This window comes from Proteobacteria bacterium CG1_02_64_396 (assembly GCA_001872725.1).
GTDB lineage: Bacteria > Pseudomonadota > MNWR01 > CG1-02-64-396 > CG1-02-64-396 > CG1-02-64-396.
This window is the reverse complement of record MNWR01000022.1, coordinates 13,892-30,561: the sequence shown is the minus strand read 5'-3', so window position 1 is coordinate 30,561 and position 16,670 is coordinate 13,892. Positions and strand designations below refer to the sequence as shown.

At 64.1% G+C, this 16,670-nt stretch carries 14 protein-coding genes and 2 pseudogenes; 3 read left to right on the top strand and 13 right to left on the bottom strand.

The genetic code is table 11. The annotated features are described in order from the left end of the window. Window positions 1-553: pseudogene (locus AUJ55_02715) on the top strand (hypothetical protein). A gap of 405 nt (window positions 554-958) precedes the next feature. Here the strand turns inward: AUJ55_02715 and AUJ55_02710 are convergent. Together AUJ55_02710 and AUJ55_02705 are read right to left on the bottom strand one after the other, a co-directional pair. After that, window positions 959-2,227 carry a hypothetical protein gene (locus tag AUJ55_02710; protein ID OIO60062.1) on the bottom strand — a complete coding sequence of 423 codons (1,269 nt, stop codon included), beginning with the start codon at window positions 2,225-2,227 and terminating at the stop codon, window positions 959-961. Between the two features lie 282 nt (window positions 2,228-2,509). Then, complete coding sequence (locus AUJ55_02705) at window positions 2,510-2,977, bottom strand: hypothetical protein (protein ID OIO60061.1); 468 nt, start codon at window positions 2,975-2,977, stop codon at window positions 2,510-2,512. A 468-nt stretch (window positions 2,978-3,445) separates the two neighbouring features. On the opposite strand from AUJ55_02705, the gene AUJ55_02700 reads away from it, so the two are divergent. Together AUJ55_02700 and AUJ55_02695 are read left to right on the top strand one after the other, a co-directional pair. Then, window positions 3,446-4,285, top strand: a complete 840-nt coding sequence (locus tag AUJ55_02700) for a hypothetical protein (GenBank protein OIO60060.1) — start codon at window positions 3,446-3,448, stop codon at window positions 4,283-4,285. Continuing rightward, on the top strand, window positions 4,263-4,586 hold the full coding sequence (locus AUJ55_02695; protein ID OIO60059.1) for a hypothetical protein: 324 nt from the start codon (window positions 4,263-4,265) through the stop codon (window positions 4,584-4,586). Before AUJ55_02700 ends, AUJ55_02695 begins: the two co-directional genes overlap by 23 nt. 203 nt (window positions 4,587-4,789) lie before the next feature. Here the strand turns inward: AUJ55_02695 and AUJ55_02690 are convergent. The 11 genes and pseudogenes from AUJ55_02690 to AUJ55_02640 form a co-directional block, all read right to left on the bottom strand. Next, window positions 4,790-6,512 (bottom strand): annotated as a pseudogene (locus tag AUJ55_02690) (NADH-quinone oxidoreductase subunit F). 233 nt (window positions 6,513-6,745) lie between these two features. After that, window positions 6,746-7,543: an iron export ABC transporter permease subunit FetB gene (locus AUJ55_02685; GenBank protein OIO60058.1), complete on the bottom strand. Its 798-nt coding sequence runs from the start codon at window positions 7,541-7,543 to the stop codon at window positions 6,746-6,748. Then, window positions 7,540-8,127, bottom strand: a complete 588-nt coding sequence (locus tag AUJ55_02680; GenBank protein ID OIO60057.1) for an ATP-binding protein — start codon at window positions 8,125-8,127, stop codon at window positions 7,540-7,542. The genes AUJ55_02685 and AUJ55_02680 overlap by 4 nt, the downstream gene beginning before the upstream one ends. 262 nt (window positions 8,128-8,389) lie before the next feature. Then, window positions 8,390-10,480, bottom strand: a complete 2,091-nt coding sequence (locus AUJ55_02675) for an RNA degradosome polyphosphate kinase (protein OIO60056.1) — start codon at window positions 10,478-10,480, stop codon at window positions 8,390-8,392. A gap of 20 nt (window positions 10,481-10,500) precedes the next feature. Beyond that, window positions 10,501-11,145 carry a hypothetical protein gene (locus AUJ55_02670; protein ID OIO60055.1) on the bottom strand — a complete coding sequence of 215 codons (645 nt, stop codon included), beginning with the start codon at window positions 11,143-11,145 and terminating at the stop codon, window positions 10,501-10,503. 57 nt (window positions 11,146-11,202) lie between these two features. After that, a complete protein-coding gene (locus tag AUJ55_02665; protein OIO60054.1) occupies window positions 11,203-11,859 on the bottom strand; it encodes a hypothetical protein in 657 nt (218 codons plus the stop codon). A 209-nt stretch (window positions 11,860-12,068) separates the two neighbouring features. Further along, a complete protein-coding gene (locus AUJ55_02660) occupies window positions 12,069-13,187 on the bottom strand; it encodes a hypothetical protein (GenBank protein OIO60066.1) in 1,119 nt (372 codons plus the stop codon). Window positions 13,188-13,453: 266 nt separating this feature from the next. Further along, window positions 13,454-14,128, bottom strand: a complete 675-nt coding sequence (locus AUJ55_02655; protein ID OIO60065.1) for an endonuclease III — start codon at window positions 14,126-14,128, stop codon at window positions 13,454-13,456. Window positions 14,129-14,267: 139 nt separating this feature from the next. Further along, window positions 14,268-15,191, bottom strand: a complete 924-nt coding sequence (locus AUJ55_02650; protein OIO60053.1) for a hypothetical protein — start codon at window positions 15,189-15,191, stop codon at window positions 14,268-14,270. A 115-nt stretch (window positions 15,192-15,306) separates the two neighbouring features. Next, window positions 15,307-16,467 (bottom strand): hypothetical protein, encoded by a 1,161-nt coding sequence (locus tag AUJ55_02645; protein ID OIO60052.1) that lies wholly within the window; start codon window positions 16,465-16,467, stop codon window positions 15,307-15,309. Further along, the gene (locus tag AUJ55_02640; protein OIO60051.1) at window positions 16,464-16,661 is read right to left on the bottom strand and encodes a hypothetical protein; all 198 of its coding nucleotides are present in this window, start codon (window positions 16,659-16,661) and stop codon (window positions 16,464-16,466) included. The genes AUJ55_02645 and AUJ55_02640 overlap by 4 nt, the downstream gene beginning before the upstream one ends. Between the last annotated feature and the right edge of the window lie 9 nt (window positions 16,662-16,670).

The following is a 16,670-nucleotide window of genomic DNA, read 5'->3' as shown; positions in this document are numbered from 1 at the left end:
GGAGGGGGATGGGGGACAGCGGGGAGGGTTTGTCGTCGGGGCGCGGCTGCGTTTTTACCTGGCCGGGGGGGAGGGACACTACCGCCTGCTCAACCCCAACGGCTCCGAAACCCTCGACCGTCCCCCCCCGTTTCAAACCCTGAAGGTGGGCGACCTGACGGTGTTCTACCCCGCCGACTGGAGCGCCGATGACCCCAAATCCAGCGGCGCCATCGACCTCTGGCCCCCCGAATCCTCCACCCCCGGCATGAGTTTCATCGCGGTCGAACCTCTAGGCCCCTGCGGCGACCTCGACGCCCGCCGGGTGGCGCTGCTGGCAGAGATCGCCACCTACCTGAACAGCGAGTTGATCGCCGAGCGGGCGCTGCGCCGGGGCGAGGGCTTCGAGCTGCAATACCGCTGGATCGACGCTCCCGGTCAAACGCCGAGCTTCCATAATTGGGAACGGTACGGGTGTCGGTCGGGCCGTTTGTACCGGGTGCGGCTCAACAGTGTGGATGGGGAATTCGAGCGCTTGCGCGGGGTGGCGTGGGCGGTGATGGAGGGGTTGTAGGGGGGAGGGGAGCGCGTCCCTCCAGTGGCATACCGTGCGGGCGGATTTAGGGGGTCGGGGTTGCCTCTTCATTCGCGGACAGAAGTCCGCTCCCACCAAAACCTCCACCAAACCCCCACCCCAAACCCCGACCTTCCCCCTTGGCTGTGGGAGGCGACTTCTGTCGCCGAAGCGGAGCTGGGTTGTCGGGGCGTGCTCCGGTTGTGGCGACGGGGGTCGATCTTGCCTTTTGGAGGGGCGTGCTCTGTCGTGGCCGTTTTTGATTCAGCCAACAAACGGCGGACGCGACGGAGCGCGTCCCTCCAGGGGGCACATCGTTCGGGTGGTTTTTGGGGATCGGGGTTGCCTCTTCATTCGCGGACAGAAGTCCGCTCCCACCAAAACCCCTACCCCCAACGCATCAACTCACCCCGGCCTGCCGTCCACTCGCGGCAACACCACCATCTGCAGGTGCCGCCAGGCAAACCCGACCGCGCAGATCACCCAGATCAAGGCAGCGGCGATGTTGAAGAAGGGGGTATCGCCTCCCGGCTGGGGGAATTCCCCCAGCACCCGCGCCAGCACCGCCGCCTGAAAGAGGATGAACACCGCCGTGGTCAGCCGGTCGGCCGCCATGGGGCGCCCCGAATGGCCCCGGCAGACCCGTCCCGCCACCCCCAAAAAGACACTGCCAAACAAGCCGATGGCCAGGGCGTGCAGCGGCGCTTTGCCGAAGAGCTCTCCGTAACCCAGCGCCAGCGCCCCGCTTTGGATCGCCTCCAACGTGAGCCCCACCAGCAGCCACATCCACCCCACATAGAGGGTCCAGGCCAGGGGGGCGAAGATCAGGGCGGGGAGGCGCCAGCCCCAGGCGACCCAGGCTGCGGCGGTCAATAGGGGCAGATCGAAGAGCCACAGCGAGGGCTGTTCTCCCAGCACCGCCAGGGTGACCCGTCCGGCGATCAAGGCCACCGCCAGGGGCAAAAACCAACTCGGGCTGGTCGGGGGCGCTACCTCGGGGGCGAGGCTGCCGAGCTGTTCGTGCAGGCCGTTGATCGCAAAGACCGGGTACATCCGGTTCAGGACGACCATCAGCATCAGCACCATCATCCCCCACACCCCTAGTTCGCGGGCCAGATCGAGCCAGATCCAATCGCCCCGCCACAGCCATACCCCCCAGGCGAAATGGGCGACGATCCCCAGCCCGGCGCCGGTCAGGGCGTAGGCGACATGGCGCCGCCCCTCGGCGCGTCCCCCCCGAAGCAAACGCCGCATCAGGGTGATCCACCCCAGCACCCAGCCCAGCCCCGTCAAAACCACCCCCACCCCGAGCAGCACCTCGCTGGTGAACATGCCTATCCAGAAGACAAGCGCCCCGGCGGTCATCAGGCTCCAGGCCAAGACGAATTTCTGGGCGGGGATCTCGGCTTGGCCGAGCCAGCGCGGGACGATGGTCAGCAGAAAGCCGCAGAGCAAAAAGGGGATGAAACCCGAGAGCATCAGGTATTGGTGAGCCCAGGTGGCGTAAACGATGTCGAGCATCGGCCACCAGCCGGTGTGCCGCGCCGTCAATTCCGCCCCCCACCAGGCGATGGTGAGCACCATTTGGACCAAACCGACCGCAAAGAAGGGGCGATGGGGGGCGGCCGACCACCAGTGGAAGGGGGGTGGGGCGACAGGTTGGATCGAAATCAAGGGGTGCCTCCCGGTCAGGCAGGTCGGAAACAGAGGGCGGGGGTGGGACCTTAGCGGGGAAGCGGTGGAGTTGTCGAAGGGGAGATAAGGCCTGCAATGGCGATGTTTTGGAGGGCCACGCTGCGTTGTGGCCGCCCTGTGGCCGGGGGAGGAAGGGGGGACGCGACGCAGCGCGTCCCCCCTAAAAGGGTGTGGCTGGGCAGCTTGTGCTTCTGGCGTGGGCGGCGAGAAATCCATAGCTGCGATTAGCAATGACGCACGAGCAAACCGTGAAGACCCCGGCTAAAACACCCGCCCCGCCGCCACGACGTGGCTGTTCCAATAGGGGTTTTTCAGGCTGCCGTACGAGACCGTTTTGCCGCTGCTGGGGGCATGGATGAAGCGGTCGTCGCCGACGTAGAGGCCAACGTGGGAGATCTTCGGGGGGGCGACCTTGAAGAAGAGGATGTCGCCGGGGCGGATCTGCGACAGCGGCACCCGGTCGACCCGGTCGAGCAGCCCCTCGGTCGAGTGGGGGACATCGACTCCGACGCTTCTGTAGGCGTAACGCACCAAGCCGCTGCAATCGAACCCCTGCGGACTTTCGCCGCCCCAACGGTAGGGGATGCCAACCTGCTGTTGGGCCGTCTGCACCACCGTGGTGATGGCATCGCCCCCTGCCGAGCGGTGGCCGCCGCCGCAGCCGACGAGTTGCACGGCGACGGCGACCAGCAGCAACCAGCCCCAATGGCGTAGTGTCAGTGTGTTCATGATAACCCCATATGTTGGGTGCGCGATCCAGCGGGGGGCGACTTCTTAGCCCATCGCCCCAGATACCTCGGCATTATTCCAGGGGAGCCCGGAATAATGCCAGGGAGACTTAGGAAGCGCTGATTCAAGGCATCCTGCCTTTTTCAGCGACGCTACGCAAAAATCAAAAGCTTCGGCGACTTAGGTCGCCTCCTACGACAGCGCTCCATTTTGGCGGCCCATCCCCGGGTCGCTTGGAAGCGCTATAAATCAGCGCTTCCTTAGGGCGGAACACAACGTCAGTTGTTTTTGTTTTTATGGTTTCTTGCTTCCATCGGGATCGGATAGTGAGATATCGCACAAGACCGTGGGTTGATGGCACGCACGTGGCGTTGGCGATTTTTCTTGCTGCGACGCACATCTCGACGCCGAATCATGGTGGGGTAGGATGAGCGCAGGTATGGACTTTCAGATTTGAGAGGAACGGCGATGCAGACATTGCAAGGCGGGACGGCGCGGGGTTTTACCTTGCTGGAGCTGATGATCGCAGTGGCCATCGTCGGGGTGCTGGCGGCGGTCGCCATTCCCATGTATCGCACCCAAATGATTCAAAGCCGGGCGGCGGGGATGCTCGACTACGCCCAAATCTACAAGAAAGACATCGAAACCTACCTGGCCGAACACGAGGCGCTGCCGGCTACCGTCGACTCGGTGGTGGCTCCCACCTCGATGATTAACAAAACCCTGTTCGACTTCCCAGCCGCCGGGGTTGTGCACATCCGCCTCTACCCCACCCAGGCGCTCGCCTCCGACGTTCAAGTCGGCAAGCAGTACGTCACGATTCAGGGTGTCGCCTCGGGAACCACCATCACCTGGGATTGCGGAGCGATCGGCGCTGGATTCGACCTGCCCTCAAACTACATGCCGGGGTGGTGCCGCAGCGCCCTGAGTTACGACATCACGACCAACAACAACTCCAATTCCGACAGCGGCAACAGCGGCAACAGCGGCAACAGCGGCAACAGCGGCAACAGCGGCAACAGCGGCAACAGCGGCAACAGCGGAGACCGCGGTAATTCGGGCAACAGCGGAGACCGTGGCAATTCGGGCAACAGCGGAGACCGTGGCAATTCGGGCAACAGCGGAGACCGTGGCAATTCGGGCAACAGCGGAGACCGCGGCAATTCGGGCAACAGCGGAGACCGCGGCAATTCGGGCAACAGCGCAGACCGTGGCAATTCGGGCAACAGCGCAGACCGTGGCAATTCGGGCAACAGCGGTCGTGGCTGGGGGCAGGGATCGGGAGGTGGGCAGGGGCACAACGATTGACCGAAAACTGCCCTACCACCGTTTGGGGTGGGGCAATCTGGGGCGCTGGATGCTGATGCGTCAGCCGCTGCGTTGCACCGTGTGCGGGGGGCAGATCAGCTCCGCCGCTGGACCAAGCTGGGCCTACGTGCTGGCCGCCACCATGCCGCTGCTGTTCGAGGCTGAAATCCGCGAGTGGGCTTCGGAAAACGGAGCAGGGGTGCTCGGTATGTTGGGGTATTCGCTGCTGCTGGTGGGGGTGAATTTCTTCGTAGCGGTGCTGACCTACGCCCAGGTTAAACGGCTAAGGCTGTTTGAATAAGGTGGATTTGCTCGGCCTCCCCCCCCTTTCGCGGCGCCTTGATCCTTCCCGCTCCCCAGCACCGCATACATACCACCTCCCCCGGCACGAACCCACCGCAGCACTCCTTCGCACCGTTGTTGCAGCAGACCTCCGCTTTCACCTTGCCGCTGCCGCCACAGGCGGGGCAGGGGATCATCTCAGAGGGGAGGGTGGTGTCTGGTTCATCGCGGCAACGCCTCTGGGAAGTAATGCAGCAAGGATCGAATCGGGTTGGGGGCCGATTTGCCCAGGCCGCAGATCGAGCCCTCGACCATGACCTCGAAGAGCGGCTCCCACACCGTAGCGTCGCGCTCCCCCTTTTCGAGCAGCAGGGTCGACTCATAGGTGCCGTCGCGGCAGGGGGTGCATTGCCCGCAGGATTCGTCGCGCAAAAAACGCAGGGCGTTGAGTGCCAGTTGGTAGGGGTCGTCGGCCTGAGAGAAAACAACGATGGAGGCCGAGCCGAGGAAGCTGCCCAGCGGTTGCAAGGTGTCGAAATCGAGCGGGGTGTCGGCGGCGCGGGCGGGCAACAGCCCTCCCGAGGCGCCGCAGGGGCAAAAGCCGCGCAGCGCGTGCCCCGGCGCCATCCCCCCGCCGTACTCCTCGATCAGCTCGCGCAGGGTGATCCCCAGGGGGGCGACGTAGACCCCAGGGCGGGCGACTCGACCGCTGAGCGAAAAGGTGCGCAGCCCCGAGCGGCCGCGGCGCCCCTGCTCGGCAAACCAGGCCGCCCCTTTGCGCAGAATCTCGGGCACCCAGGCCAGGGTCTCCAGGTTGTGGACCAGGGTCGGACGGCCGAAGAGCCCCACCTCCCCGATGCGGGGGGGGCGCTGGCGGGGCATTCCTCGTTTGCCCTCCAACGACTCGACCAGCGCCGTCTCCTCGCCGCAGACGTAAGCCCCGGCGCCACGGCGCAGATGCAGTTCGGGCACAGGGAACGGCGGGTCGGTTTGCAACCGTTGCAGCGCTTCGGCGAGCAGCAACCGGTGGGCGGTGTAGGCGTCGCGGATGTAGAGGTAGACCGTCTTGGCCTCGATCACCCAGGCGGCGATCAGAATCCCCTCCAGTACCCGCTCCAGGTGGTGCTCCAGGTAGTAGCGGTCCTTGAAGGTCCCCGGTTCCCCCTCGTCGATGTTGACCGCCATGAGGCGAGGTTGCGGCTCGGTCAGCAACGAGCGCCATTTGCGCCCTGCCGGAAACCCGGCCCCCCCCATCCCCTTGAGCCCGGCGTCGTCCAAGGTTTGCAACACCGCCTCGCGGTTGAGCTCCCCGGCATGGCAGCGGCGCAAATGGCCAAACGACATTTCGGGCAGGGGGAGGGGGTCGGGCTCGGTGTGGCCCGCCGCCACCGCAGCCAAGATTTTGGCCGGATCGCTATGGGTTACCGGACGCCATCCCACCAACGCCGATACCCCCTCGGAGCAACGCCCCTGGCAGGGAGAGCGCACGACCCTCCCTTGTTCGGCGATGTGTTCCTCCACAGACTGCGCCACCGCTTCACCGCCGTGCAACCCGCCGCACACCAGCGAGGTGCAGATCCTGATCGGCGCGGTGGCGGGGGGCTGTTCCCCCTCGGAGACGACACGGAAGTGGGCGTAAAAGGTAGCGGTATCGAAAACTTCGGCGGCGGAGAGACCCATCCGGTGGGCTAGGGCGGTCAGGGCGGCGGCGGGAAGAAAACCGAAGGCATCTTGCAGGATGTGCAGGTGCTCGATCAGCAGGTCGCGGGGGTGGGGGGCGTCGCCGATCAATCCCGCCACCCGGGCGAGGAGGGCGGGGTCGAGTTCGTCCTTGTGGGGAACGCGGTGGCCGTCGGGGTGGTGGGGCATGGTGTCTCCTTGGGGGGAGATTCTGGTTGGTGGGGAAGTCGTAGGCCGGAAGAGCGCAGCGACGTCCGGCATGCAGGGGGTGGCATCACTCCTGCCGCAACAGATCAAAACCCTTTTCCGCAGATTCACACAGATTACGCAGATTTAAAGGCAAACGACCCAAAGAGATCTTGGGTTTAATCTGTGTGAATCTGCGAAATCTGTGGAAAAAGGTTTTTAAACCGAGCGGTGGGGGGTGAGCGAATCGCCTGTCTGGTGGATGCGCTGCGCTTATCCACCCTACGCCATCAACGGCGTGTCCCCCTGCTTTTACCTGCCCCCACCCCCGATGCGATCCAAGCGTAACCGTTCCCTGGCATCGAACAATCGACGCGATCCCAACCAGACGGCGGCGATGGTCCCCAGACCGGTCCCCACGGTAATCAAAAACATAATGAGAATCTGGTATTTCACCGCCTCGATGGGGGGGGCGCCCGCCAAAATCTGCCCGGTCATCATCCCCGGCAGCGAAACGATCCCCGCCGCCGCCATGGCGTTGACGATGGGGATCATCCCGGTGCGCATCGCTTCGCGCCGGGTCTCCCGCAGCGACGCTTCCCCGCTTTGCCCCAGCAGCAGCCGCGCCTCGATGGTCTCCCGTTGATCCCACGCCTCGACCGTCAGCCGGTCGAGCCCCAGGGCGATGCCGTTCATGGTGTTGCCCAGCAGCATGCCGAGCAGGGGGATGGCGTATTGAGGGGTGTACCAGGGATCGGGTTGGACGATGGCCAGCAGCGCCAGCACCGTCACCGCCAACGAAGAGACAAACATCGAGGCGGTCCCAACCCCGAATCCCCACCCCCCGGCCAGGGGGCGCCTCTGCCGTGCGGAGGCCTCACGTCCCGCCGCCAGCCACATCACCAGCGCCATAAGGGCGACCCAATACCAGTCCGACACCGCGAACAACGCCTTGAGCACCCAGCCGATCAGCAGCAGTTGCACCGTGGTACGGGTGGCGGCGATCAGCAGCGCCTTTTCTTGCCCCAAACGTAGCCGCCAGCTCAGCAGCGCCAGCAAAACGATGAGTCCGGCGGCGATGGCCAGATCGAAAGAGGACAGCAAAATCACAGCAGTTTTCCCCCTTTGATGTGCACCACTGCGTCGCCGACCCGCCCCATCTGGGCCGGATCGTGGCTAACCCAAAGTACCGGCGCTTGCTGCTCGGCGCGGTAGGCGGCGACCAGCCCTTCAACTTTGAGGACGCTGTCGGGATCGAGGCTGGCGGTCGGCTCGTCGAGCAGCAGCGCTTGGGGTTGGTGCGCGAGCAGCCGCAGCAGCGCCAAACGCTGTCGTTCTCCGGTCGAGAGACGGCGGATTTCCCAGTTTGCGACGTCAGCCGCAAAACCGAGGCTCTGCGCTTGGGGGATGGTGCCAGCGGGGAAGTGGGGGCCGACCGTGGGGTACCACCAGCGACTTTCGGCGCTCAGCAGCCCCACCCGACTGCGCCAAAGGGGGGCGGGGATTGCCTCACACGCGGTGTCGCCCAACCGGACGCTCCCTTCGTGGGGGTCGAGGTCGGCAATCGCCCGCAGCAGCAAACTCTTGCCCGCACCCGAGGGGCCGTGCAGCACGGTGCAGCGACCGGCGGCGATGGTCAGGTCGACCGGACCGACGTGGTGGGTGGTTAGGGCTTCAAGGGTCAGGTCGGGCATGGGGTGTGGGGTCCCGGTGGGGGGTCAGGGGGCGATAGGCGCCGCCGATGGCGCTTACCCTGAGCTTGTCGAAGGGGCAACCTGGGGGGCAACCCTCCATCGCGCTGGGGGCGGCGCTCCAACAAGTGCCCCTAAGGAAACGCTGATTAAAGGCCTCCTTTTTCAGCGACGCTTTGCAAAAATCAAAAGCTTCGGCGACTTAGGTCGCCTCCTACGACAGCAGAGCTGGGCTGCTCGGAAGCGCTATTCAGTCAGCGCTTCCTTAAACCTTCTTTCCCTCCTCCCCCAACTTCATCAATCGAGCAAAGGCGCTGACCGTTTTTTCACCCTCGGCGGGGACGACTTGATGGTATTGCCCCCCCCCGTCCAGCCGCCAGGATTGCTGGGTATCGGCCAGGTAGCTCCCCAGAATCTCTTCAAGAATCCGCTTCTTGAAGGCGGGGTTTTCGATGGGGAAGACCGTCTCGATGCGGCGAAAGAAGTTGCGGTCCATCCAGTCGGCGCTGCCGCAGTAGATCAGCGGATCGCCGCCGTTGCCGAAAACGAAGATGCGGGTGTGTTCTAAGAAACGGCCAATCACCGAGCGCACCTCGATGTTCTCGGAGACCCCCGGCACCCCCGGGCGCAGGCAGCAAACGCCGCGCACGATCAGGGTGATCTTCACCCCGGCGTTGCTCGCCTTGTAGAGCGCCTCGATCACCTTGGGCTCGGTCAGCGCGTTCATCTTCAGAAGCATCCAGGCCTCTCCCCCCGCCAGCGCCCTTTTTCGCTCGGCGTCGATCAACGCCATCATCTTTTTGTGCAGCCCGACCGGTGCGACCACCAGCTTTTTGAAGGGTGGGTAGCGTCCCGCCCCGGTCAGGATCATGAAGAGTTCGAGCATCTCGTTGGTGAGCACAGGGTCGGTGGTCAGCAACCCCAGGTCGGTGTAGAGGTTGGCGGTGCTGGGGTGGTAGTTGCCGGTCCCCAGATGGCCATAAAACTTGAGCCCCCCCTGTTCTTTGCGCACCACCAACAACATCTTGGCGTGGGTCTTAAAGCCGACGATGCCGTAAACCACCTGCGCCCCCGCATCTTCAAGTCGCCGCGCCCAGGCGATGTTGCGCTCCTCGTCGAAGCGGGCCTTGATCTCGACCACCACCGCCACCTGCTTGCCCGATTCGGCCGCCTTAATCAGCGATTTGAGCAGCGCCGAATCGGTGCTGGTGCGGTAGAGGGTCATGCGGATCGCCAACACTTGCGGGTCTTCCGCCGCCTGGCGCAGCAGTTCGGTCACCGGTGAGAACGACTCGAAGGGGTGATGGAGCAACACATCGCCGCCCCGCAGCACGTCGAAGATCGACTTGCCCTCGGCCTCCGCCTCGACAAAGCGGGGGGGAAGCACCGGGCGGTGGGGGGCGTCGCGCAGGTCGGGTCGTTTGACCATCCCCATCACGTCCATCATGCGGTAGAGGTTGACCGGGCCGTTGACCCGGTAGACATCTTCAGGGTCGAGTTCGAACTGCACCCGCAGCCGCTCGGAGACCTCTTCGGGGCAGTTGTCGGCGACCTCAAGCCGGATGGCGTCGCCCCGGTGGCGGTAACGCAGCTCCCCCTCCAGCGCCTTGAGCAGGTTTTCGACCTCCTCCTCGTCGATGAAGAGGTTGGAGTTGCGGGTGACCCGAAATTGGTAACAACCGGTCACTTTCAGGCCGGGGAAGAGCTCATCGACGTAGGCGTGGATGATCGCCGACAAGAAGACAAAGTTGTCGCCGTCGCGCACGTCGGGCAGACGCAAAATGCGGGGGAGGATGCGGGGGGCCTGAACGATGGCCAGCTCGACCTCGCGGCCGAAATGGTCGGTCCCCTCCAGGGTGACGATGAAGTTGAGCGACTTGTTCAGCACTTGGGGGAAGGGGTGGCTGGGGTCGATCACCACCGGGGTTAGGACCGGGTAGACCTCTTCGTGGAAGTACCGGGCCGCCCAGCGCCGCTCTTCGGGCAGCAACTGGGAGCGGCGGATGAAACGGATGTTTTCACGCTCCAGCGCCGGGAGCAGGTCGTCGTTGAGCAGGTCGTACTGCCGCTGCACGATGCGGTGGCAGCGGACCTCGATCTCGTCGAGCACCTCGCTGGGGGCCAGACCGTCGGGTGCTTTGACGTTCAGCCCATGCACCGTCTGCTGCGCCACACCCGCCACCCGTACTTCGAAAAACTCGTCGAGGTTCGAGCACGAAATCGCCAGGAATTTCAGCCGTTCCAGCAAAGGATTGGCCGGGTTGGTCGCCTCGCCGAGTACCCGCTCGTCGAAGGCGAGCCATGAAAGTTCGCGGTTGAGGTAGAGATCGTGGCGTTTGAACGAGCGGCGGTGCATGTCGAGCTTCCGATCCGGGGCTAGTGCAACGAGCCCCCTTCGAAGGTGTTTTTAAGAATGTTCAAGCGCGAGCGGCGCATCAGTCCCAGCAGCCGTTCCAGCCGCTGGGTGGCGTCGGGCATTTCGAGCAGCTCTTGTTTGGTGGCCAGATCGACCGGCAGAGCGTCGGAGACCATGTAAGACAGGGTGACTGGATCCCGCTCGGTGGGGGGCTCCTCCTCCATCGGCAGGCCGTGTTTACCGGCGATGGAGCGGATGAAGCCGATCTCGTCGAGCACTTCGTCGACCAGCTTTTCATCCCCCTCGTGCTCAGCCTCGTCCAGGCGGTCGACCTCGGCCCACAGGCGATCGCCTTGGCGGATGAGCTGCTGGATGTGAAAGCGCTCTTCACCGGTAAGCACCACCTGCATCAGCCCCTGATCCCGGTCGACCGAAAGGATGCGGGCGGTGGTGCCGGTCTCAAAGGGCTCGGCGGGGGTGCCGACCTCGGCGCCGGAGCGAATCCGCACCACCCCGATCTCGCCGTTGCCGGGCAGGGTTTCCCGGATCAGGTCGAGGTAGCGGGGTTCGAAGATCTTGAGCACCGTCAAGGTGTGGGGAAACAAAACCGTGTGCAGCGGGAAGAGGGGAATGCGACGGCGGGTGGGGGAGATTGGTGTTTCCATGGGGTGTACGGCCTTGAGGGCGAAAAGGGGGAGCCATCCCGGCTCCCCCCTCGCAGCTTAAAACTCGAAGGGTTTGGGTTCCTTGACCCCGATCAGACGGGGCACCCGCATTTCGTGAACGTCGAAGGCGTCGAGCTGTTGACCGTACCGGATGAACACCCGCAGGTGCAGGATGGGGGGGGTCCCCATGCAAACCAGCAAGCGGCCTCCGTCGGCCAGAAGATCGAGCAAATGGGCCGGGGGTTCGACCATCGAACCGCTGACGATGATGACGTTGAAGGGGCCTGCAATCTTAAGGGGGGCCAGAGCGTCGCCGACATGCACAGTGGCGTTTTCGACCCCCGCCTTTTTCAGCCGCTCGGTGGCCGCCTTGGCCAAACCCGCGTCGATCTCGATCGAATCGACCGAGGCGCCCAGACGAGCGAGCAGGGTGGTCAGGTAGCCGGTGCCGGTGCCGATTTCGAGAATGCGGTCGCTGTCTTCAATGTGTGAGGCCTGCAAAAACCAACCATCCTGAGCCGAGGTAAGCATGACCTGGCTGGGATCGGCGCCGAAGGGGATGTGCATCTCGGTATAGGCCAGGGTGCGGACCTTCTCGGGGGCGAAGTCTTCGCGGCGGACTTCGCCGAGCGCCCTGAGCACAAAAGGATTGAGCACCTTTTCGGTGAGGGCTTGGCTCTGGACCATGTTCTGGCGGGCTTGCTCGAAGTTCATCGGTCAACCTCATGCGGGGTTGGTCGGGCGCGATCATGCGCGTTGTGCGGGACGAAATTCCAAACCAATGGGGGAAACCGCCCCATTGTCCCCAAAAGGGGGGCCAACGCCAAACCAATCGTGTGGGAGGGGGAGGGTGATGCGATCGGGGCGGTTGTGGCGGTAGGTTCCATCGGTCTCTGAGACCTACCGCCACCGTCCATCGAGCCTTACGCCGCCTCGGTCTCTTCCTCGATTTGCAGGATGTAGACCTCGGGCAGCGGGAAGCCGTTGAAGGTCGAGGCGTAGGCCGAGGTATAGGCGCCGGTGTTTTCGATCAGCACCAGATCGCCAATGTGCAGATCGGGGATCGCCTTGCCCCGGAAGATCACATCGACCGAATCGCAGGATGGTCCGGCGATGGTGCAGTCCATGGATTGTTCCGAATCCCGGGGGGTGATGAGCCGGTAGTCGAACCCCTCCAGGGTTTCGGCCAGTCCGCCAAAGGCGCCGATGTCGAAGTAGAGCCAAATGCCGGTGGCCCGCTCGGCCCGTCCGATGCACTTGGTCGCCAAGACGCTGGAATCGCCCACCAGGTAGCGGCCCGGCTCGGCGACGATACGCACGTCGGGGCCGAGCTCTTCACGCAGCGCCTCAAGCGAGGGAACCAGGTGGGCGGCGATCTCGGCCATGCTGGGGATCGGGCGCAGATGCTGAATCGGGAAGCCCCCCCCCATGTTGATGAGTTCGATGGTGTGGCCGCAGCGGCGCATCAGATCGAGCACCGGCATCGCCTGCTCCAGCGCTTGACTCCAGGCTTCGGGGCGGCGGCATTGGCTGCCAACATGGAAGGTCAACCCGATGATCTTCTGCCCCCGCTCGGCGGCGCGGGTGAAGAGCGGCTCTTGCAGGTGGGGGGGCAGGCCGAATTTGTGGCTCAGCGGCCAATCGCTCCCCTCGTTGTTCACCGCGATGCGGATGACGATTTTACCTTCGGGGGCGTTGTCCCAGATCTTGTCGATCTCGTCGATGGAATCGGCGGTGAACGTGGTGACCCCCAAGGCATAGGCCTCGCGGATCGAGTGGTCGGGTTTGATGGGGTTGGAGAACAGCACATCGGCGGGATCTTTGCCAATGCGGATCAGGGCGTGCAGCTCTTGGATCGAGGCGATCTCGAAGCTGACCTCGTGTTCGAGCAGATGGGCCAACACACTGGGGTTGGGATTGGCCTTCACCGCATAGTGCATCTTCACCATCGGAAGATGACGCCGGAATTCCTCGACCTTGCGGGTAATCCGGTTCAAGTCGGTGACCAGGAAGGGGGTGGGTCGGTCCTCTTCGAGGGCCATGATGGTGGCGCGGCGGTGCAGGCTCATTAGATGTCAGTCCCCCCTGAAGGAGGATGCCGCCCCATTAGCGGCTTCGGCCCATGAGGACCTGGGAAAAGCGCGGATCGTAGGCACAACGCTCCACGATGCAAGGGGTGATTTCGTGTTGGGCATGAGGAAGATGGATTGAGTATGTGATGGTTCCGTGACGGGGTGCAAAACAACCCTGCATTCCAGGCGGGATTCCCGCATATTAGTCATTTAGAATCAATGTTTTATGCGCCAATTCAGTCCGGTTTTGCGCCCTTGTCGGGATACCCGCAAAACCCACGTGCTACACACACTTCACACAGCGGTTTTCGCGCCGTGCAGACATACCGCCCATGCAGGATCAACCAGTGGTGGGCGTGGCGCAAAAAGGGGGTGGGCAGGCGGCGCATCAACCCTTGTTCCACCGCCTCGGGGGTGGCGCCGGGGGCCAGCCCCGTGCGGTTGCCCAGCCTGAAGATGTGGGTGTCGACCGCAATCACCGGCTGGCCGAAGGCGATGTTGAGCACCACGTTGGCGGTTTTGCGCCCCACCCCCGGCAGCGCCACCAGAGCATCCATGTCGCCGGGGACCTGCCCGCCGTGTTGCTCCAGCAGGATTTTTGAGAGCGCCAAGACGTTCTTAGCCTTGGTGTTGAACAGACCAATGGTGCGAATGTGGGCGCGGATCTCCTCCTCCCCCAGCGCCACCATCGCCTCGGGGGTGGGGGCATCGGCAAAAAGGTGGGCGGTGGCCGCGTTGACCGAGACATCGGTCGCCTGGGCCGAGAGGACCACCGCCACCAACAGCTGATAAGTCGACTCAAAGTTCAGCTCCCCTTTGGGTTCGGGGTTAGCCGACTGAAGGGCCGCCATGAACCCTTCGATGCTCACCTTATTGAGAGGTCGGGGGGCCTTGCGTTTGGGGTCGCGCATCTTTTCCGGTGGGGGGGGGTAAAAGGGATCGATCAGCAGAAGACGCAGATTCAATCGGCGCAAAAAGGGGGCAGAAGCTGGTTTGCCGGACAAAGAATCTGCGTCTTCTGCAAATCGGTTTCTCGGATCGGGATGCTGCCTACGAAGCCACCTGATCGCTCCGGCTGTGTCGCTCCCGATTCATGGCGGCGTCGGCTTGGGCCACCCACTCGTCGAGCAATAGATCCCCCGCGCTCGGGTACTCGACCAGACCGATGTGTAAATCGGCGGGGAAGGGGAGTTTTTGTTCTTGGGTGAAGCGCTCCAGCGCAGTGCGGATGCGGGCCAGGGTCCCCTGGGCGCAGGGGAGCGAGCAATCGGGGAAGAGCAACAAAAACTCGTCGCCCCCCAACCGGCAGAAGGTATCGGAATCGCGAATAGCCTCCTGCACCACCCGGCAGACATTAAGAATCAAGCGATCCCCCTCCCCGTGGCCGTAGGTCTCGTTCACCTGCTTAACCCCTACCACATCGAGATAACCCAGGGTCATCGGGCCGGTTTGACGGCGGCGTTCCAGCTTGAGCTGCTGATCGAGGGCGGCCAGCCCCGTGGTGCGGTTGAGTAGGCCGGTCAAGGGGTCGTGGGTAGCCAGCTCCTTGACCTGCATCTCGGCCCGTTTCATTCGGGTGACATTGATCAGAGAGACCACCCAGCCGGGATCCTCACCATCCCAGGGCAGGGGCAGCGCCTGAAACTGGGCCACCACCACCTCGCCGCGCAGATTGAGCAGCGACCACTCCCCCTTGAGCGGTTTTCCGAGCTCCACTGCCTGGGCAAATTCGCCCTCCTGCGCCTCGCGGTGTTCGGGATCCATGATTTCGTTCAGGGGGGTGCCGAGCAGGTCCTCCTCGGCATAGCCGAGCATGCGGCACAGGTGGGGGTTGAGGTAATCGAAGCGGGCTTCGTCGTCGAGCAGCGCGACCCCCATGGGGGCTAGGCGCAGGATGCGGGCCAGGGCGCCGTGGCTGGCCGAGCCCAGCAGCGGTTCGGTATCGAGTTCTTCAAGTAGATGTTCGGTGTCCATGTGCGCCTCCCAAAGGGGGATGGAGTTGGTGACCAGGCGCACGCATCTTGGCATTACCGCTGGCGGGATGCGACCCCACGGGGGGTGGAAAGTGCAGGTTTGGCGGGGTGTTGGCTCAGAATTTCACCCGCTGCCCCTGTTTGAGGGTCTCGACCGGGTAGATCGTCCCCCGCCAGTTCACCCCCCCTTGGCGCCAGCAGCGGTATCCGGCATGCAGCATCATGACCCCCACCACGAATTGCCCCAGGGGGGCGGCGAGGGAGGGGAGCAGATCCATGCCGAAGCGGACCTTGGCGACCGCCGCTCCGGTGGCGGTCAGAAGCAGCGCGGCAACCCCCAGCCCTTGAATCCAGCCCTCGGGCTGAAAGAGGGCGAGGATGGGGGCGGCCGCCAGCCCCCACATGGCCGTGATCTGCAATCCCAGGCGCAGATAGGAGTAATGGGCGACCGCGCCGAAAAGGTTCTTTTCGAGGCCGAAGAACATCGCTTTGAGCGAGGGATACCAAACCAGCGACACCGCCTCCCCCGCGAAGCCCCAGCCGTTGCGTCCCCCAGCCCCCTTGAGCATTCGGGCCAGCCCCACATCGTCGACCACCTCGTCCTTGAGCCAGGCCATGCCGGGGGTGCGGTCGAACACCGTGCGCCGAAACAGGTTGAAGCCCCCCACCCCCAGGGCGGTTGGCTTGTTCGGATCGTCGACCTCGTGCAGCCGGGTGCCGATCAAAAAGAAGACCCGAAAGGCGGCCATCACCGCCTCGTGCCAGAAGCCGGAGCTGATCATGTGGGGGAAGAGGGCCAGATGGTCGAGCCCCCGGCGCTGCGCGTGGGCGACCGCGCGGCGCAGGGTGTTGGGGGCGAAGTGGACGTCGGCGTCGGAAAACAGGATCCAATCGCCGCGCGCCTGGGTAATGCCGACATGCAGCCCGTACACCTTGCCCAGCCACCCCTCGGGCAGGGTTTCAATGTGGATGACCTTGAGCTTGGGTTCGTTCGTAGCCAGATCGTCGAGGATGGCGCCGGTGCGGTCGGATGAGCGGTCGTCGATCAGGATCACTTCGAGGTTCGGGTAGTCCTGGGCCAGCAATGAGACCGCTGCCTCGGCGATGCGCTCCTCCTCGTCGCGGGCGGCAATCACCACCGACAAAGGGGGGAGGTCGGCGGTGTTCGGGGCGAGGGGATCGAGTAGCGGGGCGCGTAGGGTGAGCCAAACCGCATAGAGGGTTAAGGCGATGACGATGAGGGTGAGCAGGGGGATGAGCCAGGGAAATACGTTCATCGTCGATCCTCCCGCCGGTCGGGGTTGCCATCGCCCGTTGTGATGGCGACGCCAGCGACGGGGTTGTCATGGCGACACAGGGCGCCGCAATGGTGCATCCGCCGCTTGTCGATGAAGCCGGCATTATGCAGGTCGCGGGTGGTTTCGTGGACGGCGCCGAGGATGGAGCCTGCGGCTTGACGGGCGGTGGGCATGGTCGGTCT